The 19529-nt window shown below is 42.2% G+C and carries 25 protein-coding genes; 21 read left to right on the forward strand and 4 right to left on the reverse strand.

Annotated elements, in window-relative coordinates; all coding sequences use genetic code 11:
* The 11 genes from KQ486_RS12540 to KQ486_RS12590 form a co-directional block, all read left to right on the forward strand.
* Positions 1 to 267: hypothetical protein (locus KQ486_RS12540; protein ID WP_216687821.1), on the forward strand; the 267-nt coding region annotated here is incomplete at its 5' end.
* Between the two features lie 490 nt (positions 268 to 757).
* Complete coding sequence (locus KQ486_RS12545; protein ID WP_370512035.1) at positions 758 to 979, forward strand: AtpZ/AtpI family protein; 222 nt, start codon at positions 758 to 760, stop codon at positions 977 to 979.
* Positions 972 to 1361, forward strand: a complete 390-nt coding sequence (locus tag KQ486_RS12550) for an ATP synthase subunit I (RefSeq protein WP_144163399.1) — start codon at positions 972 to 974, stop codon at positions 1359 to 1361. Before KQ486_RS12545 ends, KQ486_RS12550 begins: the two co-directional genes overlap by 8 nt.
* Before the next feature lie 2 nt (positions 1362 to 1363).
* Positions 1364 to 2086, forward strand: a complete 723-nt coding sequence (gene atpB / locus KQ486_RS12555) for a F0F1 ATP synthase subunit A (protein WP_144163398.1) — start codon at positions 1364 to 1366, stop codon at positions 2084 to 2086.
* A 47-nt stretch (positions 2087 to 2133) separates the two neighbouring features.
* On the forward strand, positions 2134 to 2343 hold the full coding sequence (gene atpE / locus KQ486_RS12560; RefSeq protein ID WP_144163397.1) for a F0F1 ATP synthase subunit C: 210 nt from the start codon (positions 2134 to 2136) through the stop codon (positions 2341 to 2343).
* A 158-nt stretch (positions 2344 to 2501) separates the two neighbouring features.
* Positions 2502 to 3023, forward strand: a complete 522-nt coding sequence (gene atpF, locus KQ486_RS12565) for a F0F1 ATP synthase subunit B (RefSeq protein ID WP_144163396.1) — start codon at positions 2502 to 2504, stop codon at positions 3021 to 3023.
* The gene (locus KQ486_RS12570; RefSeq protein ID WP_144163395.1) at positions 3016 to 3561 is read left to right on the forward strand and encodes a F0F1 ATP synthase subunit delta; all 546 of its coding nucleotides are present in this window, start codon (positions 3016 to 3018) and stop codon (positions 3559 to 3561) included. The genes atpF and KQ486_RS12570 overlap by 8 nt, the downstream gene beginning before the upstream one ends.
* 17 nt (positions 3562 to 3578) lie before the next feature.
* Entirely contained in the window at positions 3579 to 5093 is a 1515-nt protein-coding gene (atpA, locus tag KQ486_RS12575) for a F0F1 ATP synthase subunit alpha (RefSeq protein WP_144163394.1), read from the forward strand.
* 117 nt (positions 5094 to 5210) lie between these two features.
* Positions 5211 to 6071: an ATP synthase F1 subunit gamma gene (atpG, locus tag KQ486_RS12580; protein WP_144163393.1), complete on the forward strand. Its 861-nt coding sequence runs from the start codon at positions 5211 to 5213 to the stop codon at positions 6069 to 6071.
* A gap of 69 nt (positions 6072 to 6140) precedes the next feature.
* The gene (gene atpD, locus KQ486_RS12585; protein WP_144163392.1) at positions 6141 to 7541 is read left to right on the forward strand and encodes a F0F1 ATP synthase subunit beta; all 1401 of its coding nucleotides are present in this window, start codon (positions 6141 to 6143) and stop codon (positions 7539 to 7541) included.
* A 72-nt stretch (positions 7542 to 7613) separates the two neighbouring features.
* On the forward strand, positions 7614 to 8018 hold the full coding sequence (locus tag KQ486_RS12590) for a F0F1 ATP synthase subunit epsilon (protein ID WP_216687822.1): 405 nt from the start codon (positions 7614 to 7616) through the stop codon (positions 8016 to 8018).
* Between the two features lie 213 nt (positions 8019 to 8231).
* Here the strand turns inward: KQ486_RS12590 and KQ486_RS12595 are convergent, their stop codons facing one another.
* Positions 8232 to 8678 (reverse strand): hypothetical protein, encoded by a 447-nt coding sequence (locus KQ486_RS12595; protein WP_216687823.1) that lies wholly within the window; start codon positions 8676 to 8678, stop codon positions 8232 to 8234.
* Between the two features lie 343 nt (positions 8679 to 9021).
* Between KQ486_RS12595 and KQ486_RS12600 the strand changes: the two genes are divergently transcribed.
* From KQ486_RS12600 to KQ486_RS12620, 5 genes are all read left to right on the forward strand, one after another.
* A complete protein-coding gene (locus tag KQ486_RS12600) occupies positions 9022 to 9255 on the forward strand; it encodes a DUF1146 family protein (protein WP_216687824.1) in 234 nt (77 codons plus the stop codon).
* A 73-nt stretch (positions 9256 to 9328) separates the two neighbouring features.
* Positions 9329 to 9997 carry a YwmB family TATA-box binding protein gene (locus KQ486_RS12605; protein ID WP_186278646.1) on the forward strand — a complete coding sequence of 223 codons (669 nt, stop codon included), beginning with the start codon at positions 9329 to 9331 and terminating at the stop codon, positions 9995 to 9997.
* Positions 9998 to 10033: 36 nt separating this feature from the next.
* Complete coding sequence (murA, locus tag KQ486_RS12610) at positions 10034 to 11338, forward strand: UDP-N-acetylglucosamine 1-carboxyvinyltransferase (RefSeq protein WP_144163387.1); 1305 nt, start codon at positions 10034 to 10036, stop codon at positions 11336 to 11338.
* A gap of 195 nt (positions 11339 to 11533) precedes the next feature.
* Positions 11534 to 12508: a stage II sporulation protein D gene (spoIID, locus tag KQ486_RS12615; protein ID WP_144163386.1), complete on the forward strand. Its 975-nt coding sequence runs from the start codon at positions 11534 to 11536 to the stop codon at positions 12506 to 12508.
* Between the two features lie 161 nt (positions 12509 to 12669).
* Positions 12670 to 13254: a M23 family metallopeptidase gene (locus tag KQ486_RS12620; protein ID WP_216687825.1), complete on the forward strand. Its 585-nt coding sequence runs from the start codon at positions 12670 to 12672 to the stop codon at positions 13252 to 13254.
* Between the two features lie 41 nt (positions 13255 to 13295).
* On the opposite strand, the gene KQ486_RS12625 is transcribed toward KQ486_RS12620, so the two are convergent.
* Together KQ486_RS12625 and KQ486_RS12630 are read right to left on the reverse strand one after the other, a co-directional pair.
* Positions 13296 to 13739: a hypothetical protein gene (locus tag KQ486_RS12625; protein ID WP_144163384.1), complete on the reverse strand. Its 444-nt coding sequence runs from the start codon at positions 13737 to 13739 to the stop codon at positions 13296 to 13298.
* Complete coding sequence (locus tag KQ486_RS12630) at positions 13740 to 13934, reverse strand: helix-turn-helix transcriptional regulator (RefSeq protein ID WP_144163383.1); 195 nt, start codon at positions 13932 to 13934, stop codon at positions 13740 to 13742.
* 144 nt (positions 13935 to 14078) lie between these two features.
* On the opposite strand from KQ486_RS12630, the gene KQ486_RS12635 reads away from it, so the two are divergent.
* Positions 14079 to 14309, forward strand: a complete 231-nt coding sequence (locus tag KQ486_RS12635) for a hypothetical protein (protein WP_144163382.1) — start codon at positions 14079 to 14081, stop codon at positions 14307 to 14309.
* Positions 14310 to 14326: 17 nt separating this feature from the next.
* Here KQ486_RS12635 and KQ486_RS12640 read toward each other — a convergent pair whose 3' ends face one another.
* Positions 14327 to 14530 carry a hypothetical protein gene (locus KQ486_RS12640; RefSeq protein ID WP_144163381.1) on the reverse strand — a complete coding sequence of 68 codons (204 nt, stop codon included), beginning with the start codon at positions 14528 to 14530 and terminating at the stop codon, positions 14327 to 14329.
* Between the two features lie 155 nt (positions 14531 to 14685).
* On the opposite strand from KQ486_RS12640, the gene spoIIID reads away from it, so the two are divergent.
* The 4 genes from spoIIID (at position 14686) to KQ486_RS12660 (ending at position 19529) form a co-directional block, all read left to right on the forward strand.
* On the forward strand, positions 14686 to 14952 hold the full coding sequence (spoIIID, locus tag KQ486_RS12645; protein WP_144163380.1) for a sporulation transcriptional regulator SpoIIID: 267 nt from the start codon (positions 14686 to 14688) through the stop codon (positions 14950 to 14952).
* A 933-nt stretch (positions 14953 to 15885) separates the two neighbouring features.
* The gene (locus KQ486_RS12650) at positions 15886 to 16278 is read left to right on the forward strand and encodes a MerR family transcriptional regulator (RefSeq protein WP_216687826.1); all 393 of its coding nucleotides are present in this window, start codon (positions 15886 to 15888) and stop codon (positions 16276 to 16278) included.
* A complete protein-coding gene (locus KQ486_RS12655; protein WP_216687827.1) occupies positions 16275 to 17798 on the forward strand; it encodes a class I adenylate-forming enzyme family protein in 1524 nt (507 codons plus the stop codon). The genes KQ486_RS12650 and KQ486_RS12655 overlap by 4 nt, the downstream gene beginning before the upstream one ends.
* Positions 17799 to 17822: 24 nt before the next feature.
* Positions 17823 to 19529, forward strand: a complete 1707-nt coding sequence (locus KQ486_RS12660; protein ID WP_216687828.1) for an acyl-CoA dehydrogenase family protein — start codon at positions 17823 to 17825, stop codon at positions 19527 to 19529.

Raw genomic sequence — 19529 nt, forward strand, 5'->3', positions numbered from 1 at the left:
CGCTTTGTCGGGCGGCTCGGTGCGTTTGTCGAGCGGTTGGAGCGTTTTGTCGGGTGGCTCGGCACGTTTATCGAGCGGTTGGAACGTTTTGTCGAGCGGCTCGCCGCGTTTATCGGGCGGTTGGAGCGCTTTGTCGGGCGGCTCGCCGCGTTTATCAGGCGGCTGCATCTTTTAATCGAGCAGCCAGCAATCAAGACACCTCCGTTCAACCGCAAGATCTCGGAAAAAATCTTAAAAAAAAGTACATTTTTGCCTCGGCAAAAATGATCTACTTTATTTTGTGGCTCGCCACGTTCATCGGATTGTCGCCCGCGAAAATCGGATCGTTGTACGCACAAACCAGGAGATCTCCACCATATAACACTTATAACAAAAGCCTAATCTAAAAAAAGAAAAAACCATTCGTCCATAATCGACAAAAAGCATCAACCACCAAGACAATAATCATTGTAAAAAACGACCCAATTAAAAATGTGATGTTTGTCACAAAGTTGTTTTATTTTGAACCCAAAATAGATTGACTTATATTAGGGGTTATTGTATTCTAACTTAGTGTGGAATGATAAGGCTTTCAACCGAAAATCTTATTGAAAAGCACACGGATTTCAGATGACGAATGTACATATGGTCCCAAGCAAAATATCCGAAAAAACGACGCTATTCACCCTGTTTTTTCGGCCGAAACCATGTGTGAATCTTTTTAGTGAGTTCTAGAACATCTGCATAATAAGGACAGGCTGGACTGGCAGGTATGTCTATGAATGGAAAACCGTTTCGCGGGATTGCCATTACTACAACGATTCTAAGCTATTTGTCGGGTTCGACAATTGTTGGCATATTTTCAGGACGCTGGCTCGACAGTTATTTTGGTACGAGTCCTTGGTTTCTGTTAGTAGGATTGTTGATCGGCTTAGCCGCAGGTGTCTATGGGATGATCTACCTCGTCAATCAATTAATGGGGGACAATCATCGTGAATAACTACTCAGTGATGATCAATAGGCAACGAAAATGGATGTTGTATCTGCTCGCCATCTCCGTGATCGGTTGGGGATTTACAGATTACCAAGTCATTTTTCAAAGCTTGATCATCGGAATTGTCGCCGGCTTTTTCAATCTGTTTTTACTTCAAAAGAAGATTGATATCATGGGAGAAAAAGCAGCAAACAATCAGACGGCGAAATCATTTGGAACACTTTCCAGATTTGCTGCAGCCGCATTGGTTGTCGTCATCATTCTACGATATCCGGAGCAATTCCACATTATCGCAGCAGTTGTGGGTTTAATGACACCATACTTAGTCATTATGATAGATTTTATTTTCAGTAGTAAAAAGACTACCAGTACGAAAAGGGGTGAATGATTTTGGATCACGGTGCACCTATATATGAAGATCTCTTTGGGATCAGTTGGCTCGATTTCAATCTATCCAACGTAATGATGGTTCTCGTATCCTCACTGATCGTATTAATAATCGCGATTATAGGGAGTCGGAAACTCCAGCGGAAACCGAGTGGGTTCCAGAACTTTATGGAATGGATTGTCGACTTCGTACGTGGAATGGTCAGCAGTACAATGGATTGGAAAACAGGGAAGCAATTCCTACCACTCGGGCTAACATTGTTATTCTACATCTTTATAGGTAACTTACTTGGTATCATGTTTATGGTCGTGTATGACGGGGATTTATGGTGGAAATCACCAACAGCTGACCCGAGTATTACATTGACTCTTGCCGTAATGGTAGTAGCATTAACCCATTACTACGGCATCAAACTCAAAGGTGGAAAAGGATATGTTAAAGATTTTTTCACACCCGTTCCACTCTTGTTTCCGTTAAAAATCATTGAGGAGTTTGCGAATACGCTTACGCTCGGAATGCGTCTTTACGGAAACATGTTTGCAGGGGAAGTTCTATTGACCTTACTGATCGGTCTGATGGCTTCCGGTACACTTGGATTTGTTGGAGGAATTGTGCCAACAATTGCTTGGCAAGGATTTAAACTATTCATTGCTGCAATCCAAGCATTTATCTTCGTTATGTTAACAATGGTTTATATGTCGCACAAAGTGAGCGATGACCATTAATTCATAAAAAAACACTAATTTCTAATATCCAAGAGGAGGAATTTTCAATGACAGGAGCAGTAGCAGCTGCAATTGCAGTAGGTTTAGCGGCACTAGGTGCTGGTGTAGGTAACGGTTTGATCGTATCTCGTACAGTAGAGGGTATTTCTCGTCAGCCAGAATTGCGTGGTGCCCTACAAACAACAATGTTTATCGGGGTTGCGTTGGTTGAGGCGGTTCCAATTATCGCCGTTGTTATTGCCTTTATGGTAATGTAGTCGAATGAATACATCAAAATAATGGCGGAGTCGCTCAGAAGCTTCGCCATTCATTTGTACGCGAAAGATTAAAGAGAGCATGCGAAAACAAGCTGTTTTTTGAAACATCGTTTTCCGTGTGAAGCCTTATAGAAGAATAGGCGAAAGGAGTGAAAGCCGTGCTAGACCAAGCATTGATCATTGGTGCTGCCAATGGGTTACTTTTTGGAGATATGATTATCCAGTTAATTACGTTTATCATTCTATTGGCGTTGATTACCAAGTTCGCTTGGAAACCGCTGATGAATGTCATGCAAGAGCGTGAACAACATATCGCGAGTGAAATAGATCAAGCAGAACAAAGCAACCAAGAAGCAAAACGGCTCATGAATGAAGCGAATGACGAGTTGAAAAACACACGTCAAAACGCGCAACAAATCATTGATGACGCTAACGAAACTGCAAAAAATCAGCAAGCAGACTTAATCAAAGCCGCAAAAGAAGAGGCCGCACGTATCAAAGAAAACGCGCGTCTTGAGATCGAACAAGAGCGTGACAAGGCAATTCAAGCCCTACAAACTCAAGTGGGTAGTCTATCTGTTCAGATTGCCAGCAAAGTGATTGAAAAAGAACTTTCTGAAACAGAACAAGAGAAATTGATCAACGATTACTTGGAAAAAGTAGGCGAAGACAATGAGTAATTCAATTGTAGCCAGAAGATATGCGGTAGCTCTTTACGAATTGGGGAAAGAAAAAGCTTCCCTCGAATCGATTGAAAATGAACTGAATGTACTTGCTGAAGTATATGAAAATGAACCTGCTTTCAGCACATATATGAATAATCCACGAGTTTCAACTGAGGATAAAAAGAATTTCATTCGGAATACTTTCAAGGATCTGACAAAAGATCTGGTAAACACACTCCTACTATTAGTAGATAAAGGCCGTGTAGAGATCATTCCGGATATGGTCCGTTCATTTGTTGAAATGAAAAACGAAGCAAGTGGAGTTGCAGAAGCGGATGTTTATTCCGTTCGCGAACTTTCTTCAGAAGAGCTAGCTCAAGTCGAGAAAGTTTTTGTGAAACGATTGAATTTAAACACCCTTCGAATGAACAATATCGTCGACGCTTCATTGCTAGGCGGCATTCGTGTCCAAATCGGCAATAAAATTTACGACGGAACACTTGCAACACAGTTGAAACGTTTAGAGCAGAACCTTACGTCTGCAAACAAGTAAAGATAGGGGTGAAATGGATGAGCATCAAAGCTGAAGAAATCAGTGCGCTGATTAAACAGCAAATTGAAAATTATGATTCTGAGATCGAAGTAAACGATGTCGGTACCGTAATCGAAGTCGGTGACGGAATCGCTCGTGCACATGGTCTAGATGATGTAATGGCTGGGGAGCTCGTTGAATTCTCTAACGGCGTAATGGGAATGACCCAAAACCTTGAAGAGAACAACGTCGGTATCGTTATTCTTGGGCCATTTACTGAAATCCGCGAAGGTGATGAAGTTCGCCGTACCGGACGTATTATGCAAGTTCCAGTTGGAGAAGAATTATTAGGTCGTGTTGTGAATCCATTAGGTCAAGCAATCGATGGTTTAGGTACAATTGAAACATCCAAATCCCGCCCGATTGAAAGTCCGGCGCCAGGAGTTATGGATCGTAAATCAGTTGACGAACCACTACAGACTGGAATTAAAGTAATCGACTCCATGGTACCAATTGGCCGTGGACAGCGTGAATTGATCATTGGTGACCGCCAAACAGGTAAAACGGCAATCGCCATTGACACAATCATTAACCAAAAAGAAGAAGACGTTATTTGTATCTATGTTGCGATCGGACAAAAAGAATCCACAGTAAGTGGTGTTGTTGAAACCCTTCGTCAACATGGCGCATTAGACTATACAATCGTCGTTAATGCGGGCGCATCTGACCCAGCGCCACTTCTTTACCTAGCACCATATGCGGGTGTATCTATGGGTGAAGAATTCATGTATAACGGAAAACACGTATTGGTCGTCTATGATGACTTATCCAAACAGGCTTCTGCCTACCGTGAACTTTCCTTGCTACTACGTCGCCCACCAGGCCGTGAAGCATTCCCTGGAGACGTATTCTACTTGCACTCTCGCTTACTAGAGCGTGCAGCTAAACTAAGTGATGCAAAAGGCGGCGGCTCATTGACAGCCCTACCATTCGTTGAGACACAAGCCGGTGATATCGGTGCGTATATCCCAACGAACGTCATTTCCATCACAGACGGACAAATCTTCTTGCAGTCTGACCTATTCAACTCCGGTGTACGTCCTGCGATCAACCCAGGTCTTTCCGTATCCCGTGTTGGTGGTTCAGCACAAATCAAAGCAATGAAGAAAGTTGCTGGTACGCTACGTCTTGACTTAGCGTCCTTCCGTGAGTTGGAATCTTTCGCACAGTTCGGTTCTGACCTCGATAAAGCAACACAAGCGAAACTGAACCGTGGACAACGTACGGTTGAAGTCTTGAAACAAGGCCTACACGAACCACAACGTGTCGAATACCAAGTTGCAATCATTTATGCATTGGTTAACGGCTACTTGGATGACATTCCAGTGGAAGATGTACAACGTTTCGAGGAAGGTCTACATGCATACATGAAACAACATGCATCTGACATACTTCAATCCATCCGTGAAACAGAACAGCTTCCGGATAAAGAAGCATTCAACAAAGCGATTGAAGGCTTCAAAAACACGTTCAGCGTTAGCGAACAAAAATAAATCATTGATTCATATAAACAATCTGTTTGACCGTGTCGGAAATTGACTCGTATGAATCATTTCTGACACACCTTTTTAAAATACGAAGAAGTCTCTTAAAAAAGGTGGTGAGACGTTGTGGCATCTCTTCGTGAAATAAAAAACAGAATCAATTCGACTTCCAGCACCAAAAAGATCACGAGTGCAATGGAAATGGTTTCTGCATCTAAAATGAACAAAGCCGAACAAAATGCGAAATCGTTCGTACCTTATATGGAAAAAATCCAAGAGGTCGTCGCGAGTATCGCTTCCGGTAACGTAGATGCCGATCATCCTATGCTTCAATCTCGTCCAATCAAGAAGACTGGATATGTCGTCATCACATCTGACCGTGGATTAGCAGGTCCTTACAATAGCAATATTTTAAGAAACCTTTATCGTACAATCCAAGAGCGTCATCGTTCTAAAGACGAATATGTGGTGATCCCACTAGGTAAAGTGGGCACTGAATTCTGTAAACGAATGGAACTGCCGATCGCCAAAAGCATCGTCGGTTTGGATGACCAACCAGAGTTTGCGGAAATCAAAGAGATTACAAGCTATGCTGTAAACCTCTTTGAAGACGAAGAAGTGGATGAGCTGTACTTACACTATAACCACTATGTAAGTGCAATTACACAAGAAGTGACAGAAACAAAACTTCTGCCATTGACCAATATCAATGAAGAAGGAAAGCAGCTCAGCACATATGAATATGAACCAGATCAAGAAGCAATCTTAAATACAATTTTGCCTCAGTATGCCGAAAGCTTAATTTATGGTGCATTACTCGATGGTAAAGCAAGTGAACACGCGTCTCGTATGACCGCGATGCGCAGTGCAACGGACAACGCAGAAGACTTAATCGATGACTTAACTCTCTCGTATAACCGTGCACGTCAAGCAGCCATCACTCAAGAGATCACTGAGATCGTAAGTGGTGCATCTGCATTAGAATAATCGCGAACTGCAAGATTCGTATGAACTGAAAAGATGTTTTCTGATTCGATTCAGTTAGGAGGGAAAAGGATGAGCAAAGGACACATCACACAGGTCATGGGACCAGTTGTTGACGTGAAGTTTGATAGTGGAGATCTTCCTGAGATCTACAACGCTTTACGTGTAGCTGGAACAGACCTACGTGACGATTTAGTACTCGAAGTAGCACTTCACTTAGGTGATGACACCGTACGTACCGTAGCAATGTCTTCTACAGACGGACTCGTTCGTGGTGAAGAAGTGGAAGATACAAATGGACCAATCTCCGTTCCGGTTGGTGAAAAGACGCTAGGCCGAGTGTTTAACGTTCTTGGTGAAAAAATTGATTTGGAAGAAGAAATCGGTGATGACGTTCGTCGTGATCCAATTCATCGTGAATCACCAAGCTTTGATACCTTAGCTACAGAAACACAAATCCTAGAAACAGGTATCAAAGTTGTAGATTTACTTGCCCCTTACGTAAAAGGTGGTAAGATCGGACTTTTCGGAGGTGCGGGTGTAGGTAAAACCGTATTAATCCAGGAGCTTATCAACAACATCGCACAAGAACACGGCGGTATTTCCGTATTCGCAGGTGTTGGTGAACGTACACGTGAAGGTAACGACCTTTACTACGAAATGAGCGACTCCGGAGTTATTACGAAAACAGCAATGGTATTCGGTCAGATGAACGAACCACCTGGTGCACGTATGCGTGTTGCCTTGACAGGTTTGACAATGGCAGAATACTTCCGTGATGAAGAAGGACAAGACGTTCTACTCTTTATCGACAACATCTTCCGTTTTACGCAAGGTGGTCTAGAGGTATCCGCCCTACTCGGTCGTATGCCATCTGCCGTTGGTTACCAGCCGACACTTGCAACGGAAATGGGTCAGCTACAGGAGCGTATTACATCAACAAATAAAGGTTCGATTACATCGATCCAAGCTGTATACGTACCTGCGGATGACTATACAGACCCAGCTCCAGCAACAACTTTCGCTCACTTGGACGCAACAACAAACCTTGAGCGTAAATTGACAGAACAAGGGATTTACCCAGCGGTAGACCCACTTTCTTCTACATCCCGTGCACTTGACCCGAACATTGTCGGCGAAGAGCACTATGAAGTAGCGCGTGAAGTTCAGCAAACACTACAACGTTATAGTGAACTTCAAGACATCATCGCAATCCTTGGTATGGATGAACTATCCGATGATGATAAACAAACAGTAGCACGTGCACGTCGGATTCAGTTCTTCTTATCTCAGAACTTCCACGTGGCTGAACAGTTCACTGGAATGAAAGGTTCCTATGTACCTGTTGAGGAAACAATCAAAGGATTCAAAGAAATTCTTTCCGGTAAATACGATCACTTGCCAGAGGATGCCTTCCGCTTGGTTGGCCGAATCGAAGAAGTCGTTAAGAAAGCCGAAGAATTGGAACAATAATGGGACGTTAAGCGAAAGAGGCAACTGTCGTAATTGACCTCTTCGCTTACCACTGCCCAAGGAGGGGTAAGATTGAAAACACTAAATGTGAGTGTTGTCACTCCTGACGGCCCTGTACTGGATGGCACCTATGAAATGGTCAGCTGTCGAGCGGAAGGTGGAGAACTCGGGATCTTACCAGGCCACATTCCACTCGTCGCACCATTGACCATCAGTGCAGTACGACTAAAAAGCGAGAACAATACGGAATACGTCGCAGTCAACGGAGGCTTCGTTGAAGTGCGTCCTGACCAAGTGACAATTCTAGCGCAATCTGCAGAAAAACCGAGCGACATCGACGTCGATCGTGCTCAGCAAGCAAAGGAACGCGCAGAGCAACGCCTAAACTCCAAAAGAGAAGACGACGTTGACTTTAAGCGCGCACAAATCGCCCTTCAACGTGCGATCAACCGTATTGATATTGCAAATAATCAATAATAAAAAGAGGCTGATCCCATTGTATGCGGATAGCCTCTTTTTTTGTTGTATATTGACAGGTTGGCGTGCTTTATCAATAGTTGGGGAGCATATAATGGCATTTTAGGAGCATATATCAGTATTTAGGGAGCATATAACAGCAGCTAGGGCGCATATAACAGAAGCTAGGGCACATTTATCGGTAGTCAGGGAGCATATAACGGCAATTAGGAATCATTTATCAGCAGTCAGGCGCTCTTTATCAACAGTAGGGATGCGTTTATCGACAGTTGGAATGCATTTAACGACAGTCAGGTGCTCTTTATCAACAGTTAGGCCGCATTTAACGACAGTTGGGCGCTCATTATCAACAGTTGGAATGCGTTTATCGACAGTCAGGTGCTCTTTATCAACAGTTGGAATGCATTTATCGACAGTTGGGTGACCTTTATCAACAGTTGTGATGCATTTATCGACAGTTGGGCGCTCTTTATCAACAGTTAGAATGCGTTTATCGACAGTCAGGTGCTCATTAACAACAGTTGGAATGCATTTATCGACAGTTAGGTAATCCTTATCAACAGTTAGCCCGCATTTATTGACAGTTAGACGCTCTTTATCAAGAGTTAAATCACATTTATCAACAATCACCAACACATCATCAGCAATCAGACACATCATGATCAATTAAGCCGAAAAGACAATCAACCAAAACTTTAACAACACAAATAAGAGAATTTTCACCAAAACATTAGCATAAAATACGCAATTATAACCATCATCCAACTAACGAACGACATAATGTTACAAGAATATTAACAAAATAATACATAACTTATTACCCGCGAACAAACTACATAACCATTGTCTTCACGCTCCACAGCAAATTTTTCTAAATAAATAACTTTAGGTTTGATGTCGATATTTCCCGGGAAATGTAATATTAGCTCAACAATTTGACTTATTTTTGTAAGACTAATCCAGTGGGGAATAGCAGGCACATTCTTAGTAAGAGGTGTCCGAGATGTTTGTACAACCAGCAGTTGATGCATTAACGGGAATGATTTCCCACCTTATTTTTATCGTAATAGCTTGGAAAGCCTTGGAGTCAGTCAATATTCAAGGGATTTTCAAGAAGGATCGAGAGCTCGAAAGTAAATTGCTGTTTATTTTACTCTCAATTGTGATAGGTACTACAGTAAGTAACTTTTTTCTCGATTTTATCCGTTGGTCAGGTCAATTGAGTTATTTGATGTAAAAAAGAAGTCGAAATTTGAAAGGTTTATTCTTGGTGTTTCGTGCCCACCCTTTGGATAAGAGGGGTGGAAATGATGAGAATATTATTTATTGGACTATATTTGATTTCTTTTATTTTTACGAACCATACAATCTATCAAACTACGAATTTAGATGACTTTATGGAAGACATTGAAACGTTCGATCAATATTTTAGAGAGAATGAATTGGACATTGATTCATTTTCCTTTACCATCCGAACAGAGTTAAATGAATCACAAGTTGAACGTTTAGAAAATACGTTAATAAAAAAAGATTCTTTAAAGGACTCCCAGAAAAACGATTCTTTACACGAAGAGTTTGATGTAACTCGTTTTGACCAACGCGGAAAAATCCAAGTCACTTATGTTCTTTCAGGGGATATCTGGAATGAGCAAGTGAAAAATGAAATTAAAGGCAAATTGAATGATGAAACCTTCAAGGAATTCTTTGAAAATGGGCTTTATTACTCTTGTTATCAATCTAAGCACAGTGATAGAATGAATAGTAATTTGTTTTTTGATAGAATACGAGAAGATTTTGACATTCAAGAAAAAAATATGCTTGATGAGTCAGGGTTTAAAGTATTAGGTGGCAAAACTGACCTAATAAAAACGAGTCTAAATGAAAGTCAGCATTCTATTAATATTCAATTAGCGATCAGAGAAGAGGTAGACGGTGCAACATTGACAATCGGAACACCTATCCTTGTAATTGAATATTAAATAACATACGGAATATCGATCACGGAGGGAAATGTTGTGGATAAAATCATTGTGACAGGAGGCAATCGACTTGAAGGAACTGTCCAAGTCGAAGGTGCCAAAAACTCAGTTTTACCTGTAATTGCAGCAAGCATCATGGCAAGTGAAGGAAAAAGTACACTCGACCAAGTGCCAACACTAGCAGATGTAGATACAATTAGTGAAGTTTTAAGATATATGAATGTGAATGTGTTTAGAGATGGTGGAAAGCTTCATATCGATGCGTCTGACACATTAAAGACAGAAACACCTTTTGAATATGTACGGAAAATGAGAGCTTCTGTACTTGTGTTGGGACCTTTACTGGCCAGGTATGGTCACGCAAAAGTCGCCATGCCAGGAGGCTGTGCAATTGGCTCCAGACCAATCGATCAACATTTGAAAGGTTTCGAAGCCATGGGTGCAGATATTCATGTAGGAAATGGATATGTAGAAGCATTTGCACCAGGAAAGTTGCAAGGCGCAAGAATTTATTTGGATTTCCCAAGCGTCGGCGCAACGGAAAACATTATCATGGCTGCAGCTTTAGCGGAAGGAACATCTGTCATTGAAAATTGCGCGAGAGAACCAGAGATCGTTGATTTAGCAAACTATATTAACCAAATGGGTGGTAAAGTAATCGGAGCTGGTACGGAAACAATTCGTATCGAAGGCGTTCCTGCATTGCATGGTGTCGAGCATACCATTATTCCTGACCGAATCGAAGCAGGGACATTCATGATCGCTGCAGCGCTAACAGGAGGAGACGTCGTCGTAAACGGCGCAATTCCAGGACATTTGCGCTCATTAATCGCGAAGATGAAAGAAATGGGTATTCGGATTGAAGAGTATGATGATGCTGTCCGTGTCACCGCCCGTGAAAAACTGAAGCCTGTCGATATTAAAACACTACCGTATCCTGGCTTCCCGACCGATTTACAATCGCAGTTCATGACACTGACAATGAAAGCAGAAGGTACTAGTGTCATCACGGAAACGGTCTTTGAAAATCGTTTCATGCATGTCGAAGAGTTCAGAAGAATGAACGCTGCAGCAAAAATCGAAGGACGTAGTGCCATCGTCAATGGTCCAGTCGAATTGCAAGGAGCAGAAGTTGCAGCAACCGATCTCCGTGCTGCTGCCGCACTCATCATCGCAGGCTTAGTCGCAGAAGGTCGCACTGAAGTCACTGAATTAAAACATTTAGATCGTGGCTATGTAAACTTTGAAGAAAAACTGAGATTACTCGGCGCAACAATCGAACGCGTAACGGATGAAGCAGAAGAACCAACAACGACAGATAAATTGGCAAAGTCTAGCTAACTAGCCGTACTCATTAATAAATCGATATAAGCTCACAGCCTATCTCTGAAAGGAGATGGGCTTTTTCACGTTGAGCAATCTATTAATCTTGATGTGAATTTTTTCTATAAAATTTCTATATTTTTGTTCTATCAAAGGTGCCTTTTACATAAAACTAGTAATAGTCAGGAGTTAATCAAAGGAGGAATTTCAAAAGTGAGAAAGGTACCAATCATCCTAGTTGCCACGTTACTTTCAGTCATTCTAGTGTTGCCTACGCTTCTTGTCATCCCGTTTGCCGAGGCATCGACGAAAGTGGATGAACAAGTAGAAAGTGAGCCAGTAACCGAAACAGAGACACCGAGTGAAGAACCAGTTGTATCTGTCTTTCGTCAGGAAAGCGAAGTCGTTGAAGAGGTACCACTTGAAGAGTATGTTGCTCTCGTGGTCGCTTCGGAAATGCCGATGAGCTTTGAAAAAGAAGCCATTAAAGCACAAGCACTTGCCGCAAGGACGTATATCGTGAAAAAAATGCTGACAGGAAGCGAGGAAGCATACGACGTGACCGATACGGTAAATGATCAAGTATTTAAAAGTGAAGAAGAACTCCGGGAAGACTGGGGCGTCGACTTCTCTGAAAGGTTCATGAAACTTGAGCAGGCTGTTAATGAAACAAAAGGTCAGATCATCACATATGAAGGAACGCCAATCACCGCCCAATTTTTCTCGACGAGTAATGGATATACCGAAAATGCGGAAGACTATTGGCAAAATGAAATTCCTTATTTAAAAAGTGTGTCGAGCCCATGGGATGAAAAGTCGCCTGAATTTAGTGAGCAAGAAGTCATTGCGATGCAAAAAGTCGCAGCCCAGCTAGATATTAATGCTTCGAATAATTTAACGGTATCGAATGTGAAACGAACCGAGAGTGGGCGAATTGCAGAACTAACGATCAATGGAAAAAGTTTCAGTGGACGTGAAGTCCGAGAAGCTCTAGGACTACGTTCCAATGATTTTACAATTGAAAAGAAAGATGACTATATTATTTTCAAAACGGAAGGCTATGGTCATGGCGTTGGCATGAGTCAATACGGAGCAAACGGAATGGCCAGAGAAGGAAAGACATATCAAGACATCGTCAAACATTATTATCAAGGAATCGACATTCAGACATTGGAAGAGGTTATGTAATACGGCCAAAACTTCTACTAATGAATAAACTCGAATTCTCTTCTTAACTACGGACTTCAATCAAAAATAAACATCCATTACCTCAGCAACCAAGAAAATTTTTGAAAATCGATGTATATATTCCACGTAATCGGTTCAGAATGGTTGCTGAGGTGATGAAAATGAGTGATAAGGAAAGAAAATTCCTTCGTCAATCAAAATGGAAAAGATTGACTCGTCAACGTTGGTTTTACCCAACACTCTACATTGGATTAGTCGCGGTCGTGTTAGCAGGGGTCATGATTTATCAGTTTAACGCAGCAGACGACACAGCTGAAGAAAATGCGAATGATTACAGCTGGAACGTCGAACAGAACGAGCTTATTGAAAGCAGCGAAGAAGATGCTGCAGAAGAGGATCAATTGGATGCACTTATCTTTTACAATAACCAGTATTACCAAAGCAAAGGAGTCGACATTACATCATCTGATGGCGAATCATTTGAAGTCATCGCGTCACTCACAGGTAAAGTTACGAGTGTAAAAGAAGATGATCTTCTCGGCAAAGTTGTTGAAATGGAACACGACGGTGAACGAGCGACAATGTACGCAAGCCTTTCAGAAGTGTATGTCAGTGAAGGTGACGAGTTAACCCAAGGTGACCCACTAGGTCTCTCCGGTGAAAATGTTTACTCGGATGAAGAGGTCTCAAAAGTCCATTTTCGATTGATGGAAGAAGGTCAGCCTGTCAATCCAGGGTTTAAGTAAAATAGCACAATGAGGAATCCCCCCTAAGCTGGGGGATTTTTTCATTCATCCATCAATTCACGATTTTTATTGAAGGACCTTTTCAATGACAGCCAGCTGAATAAAAAGAAAAATAGTGTAGCCAATAATCCCATCATGATCGGTTCGATGATGAGAAAGTCCCCACGTTGTGTGAAAAAATTAAACACCGTGAAAATGGCGCCAAATGATAAAGAACTCCTGAAAATATTTTTCCGTTCCTTATTATAATCCTTTTGTGTAGCAACCTCTGTATACTCGATCCCTGAAGATATATACCTGATGGTTACATAGAAAACAAAGATGCCAATAGATATTAGTGGGACGAGACTAGATTCAAAGGGGCCTATCAACAAAGAGAGAAATTGAGCGAGGGCGATTAACGCGCCGCCTTCAGCAATAAATACTAGAATTCTTTGCCGTTTGTATTCGTCTGTCGGTAAAAAGATCGATAGCCATGTTTTCAATTAGCTCACCTCCCAAAATAGTTCATCCAACGTTTGATCAAGCTCTTTCGCAATGGCGATACATAACTGGAGACTCGGATTATAATCCCCTTTTTCGATTAAGCCGATGGTTTGCCTTGTCGCTCCGACGCGTTTGGCTAACTGTGCTTGAGTTAAATCTTTTTTGATCCGTCCTAACTTCACTCGATTTTTCATAGAATACCCCTATACCTACATGCAAATTATAATGTACATTATGCAATTTATATATTACATCATTATTTCCACGAATGCAATAATACTTGCAAGAATATCAGTAGAGTAGCAAAATGGTTGATAAAAGTGAAAGGAGACTTATACATGAATATCGCTCGGATTGTTTTGGCTGTCATTGTCGTACTGATGGCGGGATATAGTTTAATCATGCGAGAACTTTGGTTAGCGCCTTACACATTGCTGGCTGTAGGAGTTCTTCAATTAATCACTGGAATAGTTGAAATGCGATTAGGTAGGAAAGGTTATAGTGCCCTTTCTTTTGCTTCGGCTGGCTTTGTTTTTGTCGTTATTATTGTCATTTTAGTACTAGCCTAACTAGGTAAGTCAATCAATCATTCCTCGATTATCATTCGGTCCTTCTTTGCTTGGTTGAGTGCGGCAAAGAGACCGAGGCTTCCTGAAAAAAATGTCGGAATCAAGCTATACCAAAGAAAATTCCAGTTATCTGTTGTGTAAGAGAAGATGATGAAAAAGATTGGGAAAAAGACCAACACGAAGATAGCGATCCGCAAACTCCACTTTGTACTACGCTTCATAAAACGCACCTACTTTTTTATTTTTATCATACAATAACTAACAGAATATTTACACATCTTTTCACCAATAACGAAAGTGTGCTCATAATCGACCTCCTGAGTGAATAAACTGTACCAACACATCAAAGAGTTGACAACTTCAGGAGGCGAGACGTTTGCATGATCACATCAAAGAAAGAACATTAAAGATTGCGGCGCATTTATTAGACTCCAGGCAAACCGTCAGGAGAATCGCAAAAGAATTTGGTGTTTCTAAAAGCACTGTCCATAAAGACCTGACAGAAAGACTGCCGAAAATTAACCCGGCACTGTCCAAGGAAGTAAAAAGCGTTTTAGAATATCATAAATCGATTCGACATTTGCGTGGCGGAGAAGCAACCAAACGAAAGTACACAGAAAAAGATGAGATGGAAACTGTATAAGACAAACATACACCTAACCGGTTCCGACCGGTTTTTATTTTTTGTGCATTTGTATAGTGAGCTCACGACGCGGTGCTTCATCATTTATATAATGAGCTGCCCAGGCGATGTAAGTTCTTCGTGAAATATGCTCCCTAATTTCGATTATTTGTGCCCAAGCCTACTGATATGCGACCTACTTCTTGCTATATGGTCCCAAAATCGTGATATATGTGCCGCGCCTATGAATATATGCTCCCAACCTCAGAATATATGCACCCGACGCGCTGTCCCGCCACGTTCGCAGTATGCTGATTAAACTGCCACTCCTTTCGTGCGATATGCTCCCTAATTCTAATTATTTGAGCCCCAATCTACTGATATGCGACCTCCTCCTTACTATATGGTCCCAAGTCTGAAACATATGTGCCGGATTCATGAATATATGCTCCCAACCTCGGAATATATGCGCCCACCGTGCTGTTCCGCCACGCTCGTAGTATGTTAATTAATTATCGTCCCGTCATTCGAGGAATATGCTCCCTAATTCTAATTATTTGATCCCCAATCTACTGATATGCTCCCTCCCCCTTACTATATGGTCCCAAGTCTGGAATATATGGACCCGATCTATGAATATATGCTCCCAACCTCAGAATATATGCTCCCGACGTGCTGTCCCGCCACGCTCGTAGTATGTTAATTAATTACCGCTACGTCATTCGAGGGATATGCTCCCTAATTCCGATTATTTGAGCCCAAGCCTACTGATATGCGACCTCCTCCTTACTATATGGTCCCAAGTCTGGAATATATGCACCTGATCTATGAATATATGCGCCCCAATCGTAAATATATGAGCCTTTCTTTTCTCTAAAAAAGCCTTGCGCTTTACGTTAACGTAAATGATATACTTTAATCATAAGAATATTCTGACAAAAAGGTGGTGATTCATTGGAAAGAACTTATTCGATTGCTGAAGTAGCTGACCGATTTGGTGTGTCTCATCGCACGATTCGTTATTACGAGGAAGTAGGATTGATTCATCCGAAGCGGACAGCGACTGGGCAACGAATATTTACCAGGAAGGAACTCACACAGCTTCAACTGATTTTTCGTGGAAAAAAGTATGGATTCAAACTCGATGAGATCAAGGAAATGGTTCTGTTATTTGAAGAAGATCCGACAGGGAGGGAGCAACTGAAGCGGACGATTGAGTATGGAGAGGAAAAGATGGCTGAAGTGACCAAGCGGATCAATGAACTCGAACAGCTCAAAAAAGAAATGGAAATGTTTTTGGACACGTTTCGAAATGAATTAACCAAAATGGAGGAGGAAGTAAAATGAATTTATCGACTTTATTAAAGGTGCACGCCAATAAGCAGCCAGATCATGAAGCATTGGTCAGTCCAAGCGAACGGGTCAGTTACCGAGAGTGGGATGAGCGCGTGAATCGCATGGCCAATGGGTTAAGGAATTTAGGTTTTAAAGAAGGAGATAAGTTGATCATTCATTTGCCAAATGTGCCTGAGTTTTTATATTTATATATGGCGGCAATCCGGCTGAAAGGACTGGCCATCCCGATCAATGCGAAGCTAACTCAAAAGGAAATCCAATACATTGTTGACCATAGTGAAGCTGAATTTTTCGCAACACATGAATTGTTGTTTGAAGCATCAAAAGGTCTCGCAGATGAAAATGATTTAACGTTTATTAAAACAGGAGAAGCGGCAGGTAAGTGGCTTTCCGTGAATCAGTTATTGAGCGAAAATTCGACTGCGATTGATTGCGATGCAACAGAAAATGATGAAGTATCGATTTTGTATACCTCTGGAACGACAGGTGATCCGAAAGGTGTCGTATTCACACATCGAAGCATTTTGACTGTCTCGACGATGATCAGTATCGAAATGACGATGAATGAGCATAGCCGTGTTTTGCATATGATGCCACTTAGCCATTCAGCGCCACTGCATTTGTTCATGGGAGCTGCACTGTATACTGGCGCAACGCACGTTTTAGCACCGACATTCACACCGGACCTTTTATTGCAAATGGTCTCTCAAGAAAAAGTGACGCATTTCTTTGGTGCACCTGTAGCGTATCTTTTATCTGCCAAACAGCCGAACATCAATGAGTTTGATTTATCATCCATGGAATATTGGGTGTACGGCGGCGCACCACTTGGACAAAATGAAGTCAAATTCGTGAAAGAGAAATTTAAAACTGAAAATTTATGGTGTGTCTATGGCCTGACAGAAGCAGGACCAAGCGGAACATTGTTGAAAGCAGACGAACATACGGAAAAATCGGGAAGTATCGGGCGCCGTGCTGCCTTGAATACGGAAATTCGACTCGTTGATGAACAAGGTCAAGATGTTGCACAAGGAGAACCGGGGGAAATCATCCTCCGTGGTGAAGGAAATATGAAAGAATACTATAAAGCACCTGAGAAAACAGCTGAAACATTAAAAGACGGCTGGCTTTATACCGGTGATATCGCCGTGCAAGATGAAGATGGTTATTATTGGGTGATTGACCGGAAAAAAGATGTCATTATTTCCGGTGGAGTAAACATTTTTCCGACTGAAGTCGAACAGGAATTGGTCCAGCACCCAAGCATTGAAGACGTAGCCATTGTTGGCATTCCTCATACGGAATGGGGCGAAACTGCGAAAGCATTTGTGGTGTTGAATGAACCCGTCGATGACTTGGAGAGTAGCTGTAAAGCGTTTCTTGATGGACGGGTAGCAGACTATAAAATTCCAAAACTTTTTGCGGAAGTGGAAGCGTTACCACGAAATGCGACTGGAAAATTACTGCGGAATCAATTACGGGATTCTGCCGAAGAGATGACATCCAATTAATCGAATCAGCTAGGAGGATGAAAAATGACAGAGAAAAACTTTTACACATCAGATCCATTATTGCAGAAACTATTGAAGCGGTCATTGCCAGAAGCATTTTTTGCCTATGCCGATGAAAAACTGACGGTATTTGGCGAAAGAGTCGCCGGTGCAATTGATGACCGTGCCGTTCATACGGACCGAGAAGGACAGCCACAGTTGATCAAATACGATAAAATGGGCAATGAAATCAATGAAGTTTGGGTGAATGAAGGCTACCGGGAAACCGTGAAAGAGACATATGAAACGGGCATTGTCGGCTATGTTCACAAGGAAATTCCTGAGCTTGGCCATCAAGGGAATTATGTGTACTCGTATGCGCAAGGCTACTTGCTTTCCCAAGCGGAACCGGGCTTTTATTGTCCAGTGACATTGACCATGGCGACAAGTTATTTAATTGATCACTATGCCGATGAAGCATTACGGAAAAAATATTTACCGCATGTCATCGCAACAGGCGATACAGAGCTTTATGAAGGCGCAACGTTTTTAACTGAGCGACAAGGCGGCTCGGATGTCGGTGCGAATGAAGTTTCTGCTGAAGCGGCTGGATCGGATGCGTATGGGGAAGTCTACCGCATCACTGGTGAAAAATATTTTGCCAGTAACACTGGAATGGCCGGTGTCGCGATGGTTTTGGCAAGGATCCCAGGAGCCGAGGAAGGTACTAAAGGATTGAGTTTATTTTTAGTCCCATGGGAAGAAAACCGGGTGGAAAACCGCGCGAAAGTAAGGCGGTTAAAAGACAAACTCGGCGTGCGAGCCGTCCCTTCAGCGGAGGTGGAATTTGACCAAGCGAAAGGATACCTCGTCGGTGATCCGAAAAAAGGATTCAAGTATATGATGGAAGCGTTGAATCTTTCGCGCGTATGTAATGCGATTGCTTCCCTAGGGATCATGCGTCGCGGCTATGTTGAGGCGAGAGACTATGCTGAAGATCGACGCGCATTTGGCGGGAAACTTACGGATTACCCGATGGTCCGCGAAACATTAGCGAACCTTGCTTCAAAATTGGAAGTGGAAATGACAGCCATTTTTGAGTTGATTGAACGCTTCGATCAAGTGATGACGAAAGGAGCAAACCCTTCAGAAGAAGAGCAAGCCATGCTCCGGTTATTGATTGCATTATTGAAAAAAGAATCGGCGGAGCAAGCCATCCACTTCTCCCATGAATCGATTGAAATGCATGGTGGAAATGGCTATATCGAAGACTTTGTCACCCCACGACTATTGAGAGATGCGCAAGTGTTGACGGTTTGGGAAGGAACAGCGAATATTTTAGGCTTGGAAGTCGTTCGATTAATGCGCAAATACAACATTCATCAAACGTTTGTTCAAGAAATGAGTGAGCGGTTGGCTAATCTGGATTCGGCAGCTGTTTCGCTAAAAACCCCAGTGGAGCAAGCGTTACAAAAACTGACCAGCATGCTGGAAAAACTCGTTCAGCTCGATGAACAAACCCAACTGCTCCATCCGAAAAAGGTCGCCGTCCAAATGACGAAAATCTTCGAAGGCGTCGTTGCATTAGAAACGATTTCGTCGGAAGATCCACGGTCACAAGCAGTCTCAGAAGTTTTTTTACAGCAGACATTCGGTAGTGACGCGGATTTGTCGGATGCTCCTTTACGACATTTTGATGCGATTGTTTTCGAAAAGAAAAGTGTGAATAAAGAAACAGAATCAGTAAAGTAA

The organism is Allobacillus halotolerans (assembly GCF_018967645.1).
Classification (GTDB): domain Bacteria; phylum Bacillota; class Bacilli; order Bacillales; family Alkalibacillaceae; genus Allobacillus; species Allobacillus halotolerans.

Coding starts and splice junctions, on each gene's coding strand:
- KQ486_RS12545 (WP_370512035.1), top strand. CDS start 758: ATGAATGGAAAACCGTTTCGCGGGATTGCCATTACTACAACGATTCTA.
- atpE (WP_144163397.1), top strand. CDS start 2,134: ATGACAGGAGCAGTAGCAGCTGCAATTGCAGTAGGTTTAGCGGCACTA.
- KQ486_RS12570 (WP_144163395.1), top strand. CDS start 3,016: ATGAGTAATTCAATTGTAGCCAGAAGATATGCGGTAGCTCTTTACGAA.
- atpA (WP_144163394.1), top strand. CDS start 3,579: ATGAGCATCAAAGCTGAAGAAATCAGTGCGCTGATTAAACAGCAAATT.
- atpD (WP_144163392.1), top strand. CDS start 6,141: ATGAGCAAAGGACACATCACACAGGTCATGGGACCAGTTGTTGACGTG.
- KQ486_RS12595 (WP_216687823.1), bottom strand. CDS start 8,678: ATGATGTGTCTGATTGCTGATGATGTGTTGGTGATTGTTGATAAATGT.
- KQ486_RS12600 (WP_216687824.1), top strand. CDS start 9,022: ATGTTTGTACAACCAGCAGTTGATGCATTAACGGGAATGATTTCCCAC.
- KQ486_RS12605 (WP_186278646.1), top strand. CDS start 9,329: ATGAGAATATTATTTATTGGACTATATTTGATTTCTTTTATTTTTACG.
- KQ486_RS12620 (WP_216687825.1), top strand. CDS start 12,670: ATGAGTGATAAGGAAAGAAAATTCCTTCGTCAATCAAAATGGAAAAGA.
- KQ486_RS12630 (WP_144163383.1), bottom strand. CDS start 13,934: ATGAAAAATCGAGTGAAGTTAGGACGGATCAAAAAAGATTTAACTCAA.
- KQ486_RS12635 (WP_144163382.1), top strand. CDS start 14,079: ATGAATATCGCTCGGATTGTTTTGGCTGTCATTGTCGTACTGATGGCG.
- KQ486_RS12640 (WP_144163381.1), bottom strand. CDS start 14,530: ATGAAGCGTAGTACAAAGTGGAGTTTGCGGATCGCTATCTTCGTGTTG.
- KQ486_RS12655 (WP_216687827.1), top strand. CDS start 16,275: ATGAATTTATCGACTTTATTAAAGGTGCACGCCAATAAGCAGCCAGAT.
- KQ486_RS12660 (WP_216687828.1), top strand. CDS start 17,823: ATGACAGAGAAAAACTTTTACACATCAGATCCATTATTGCAGAAACTA.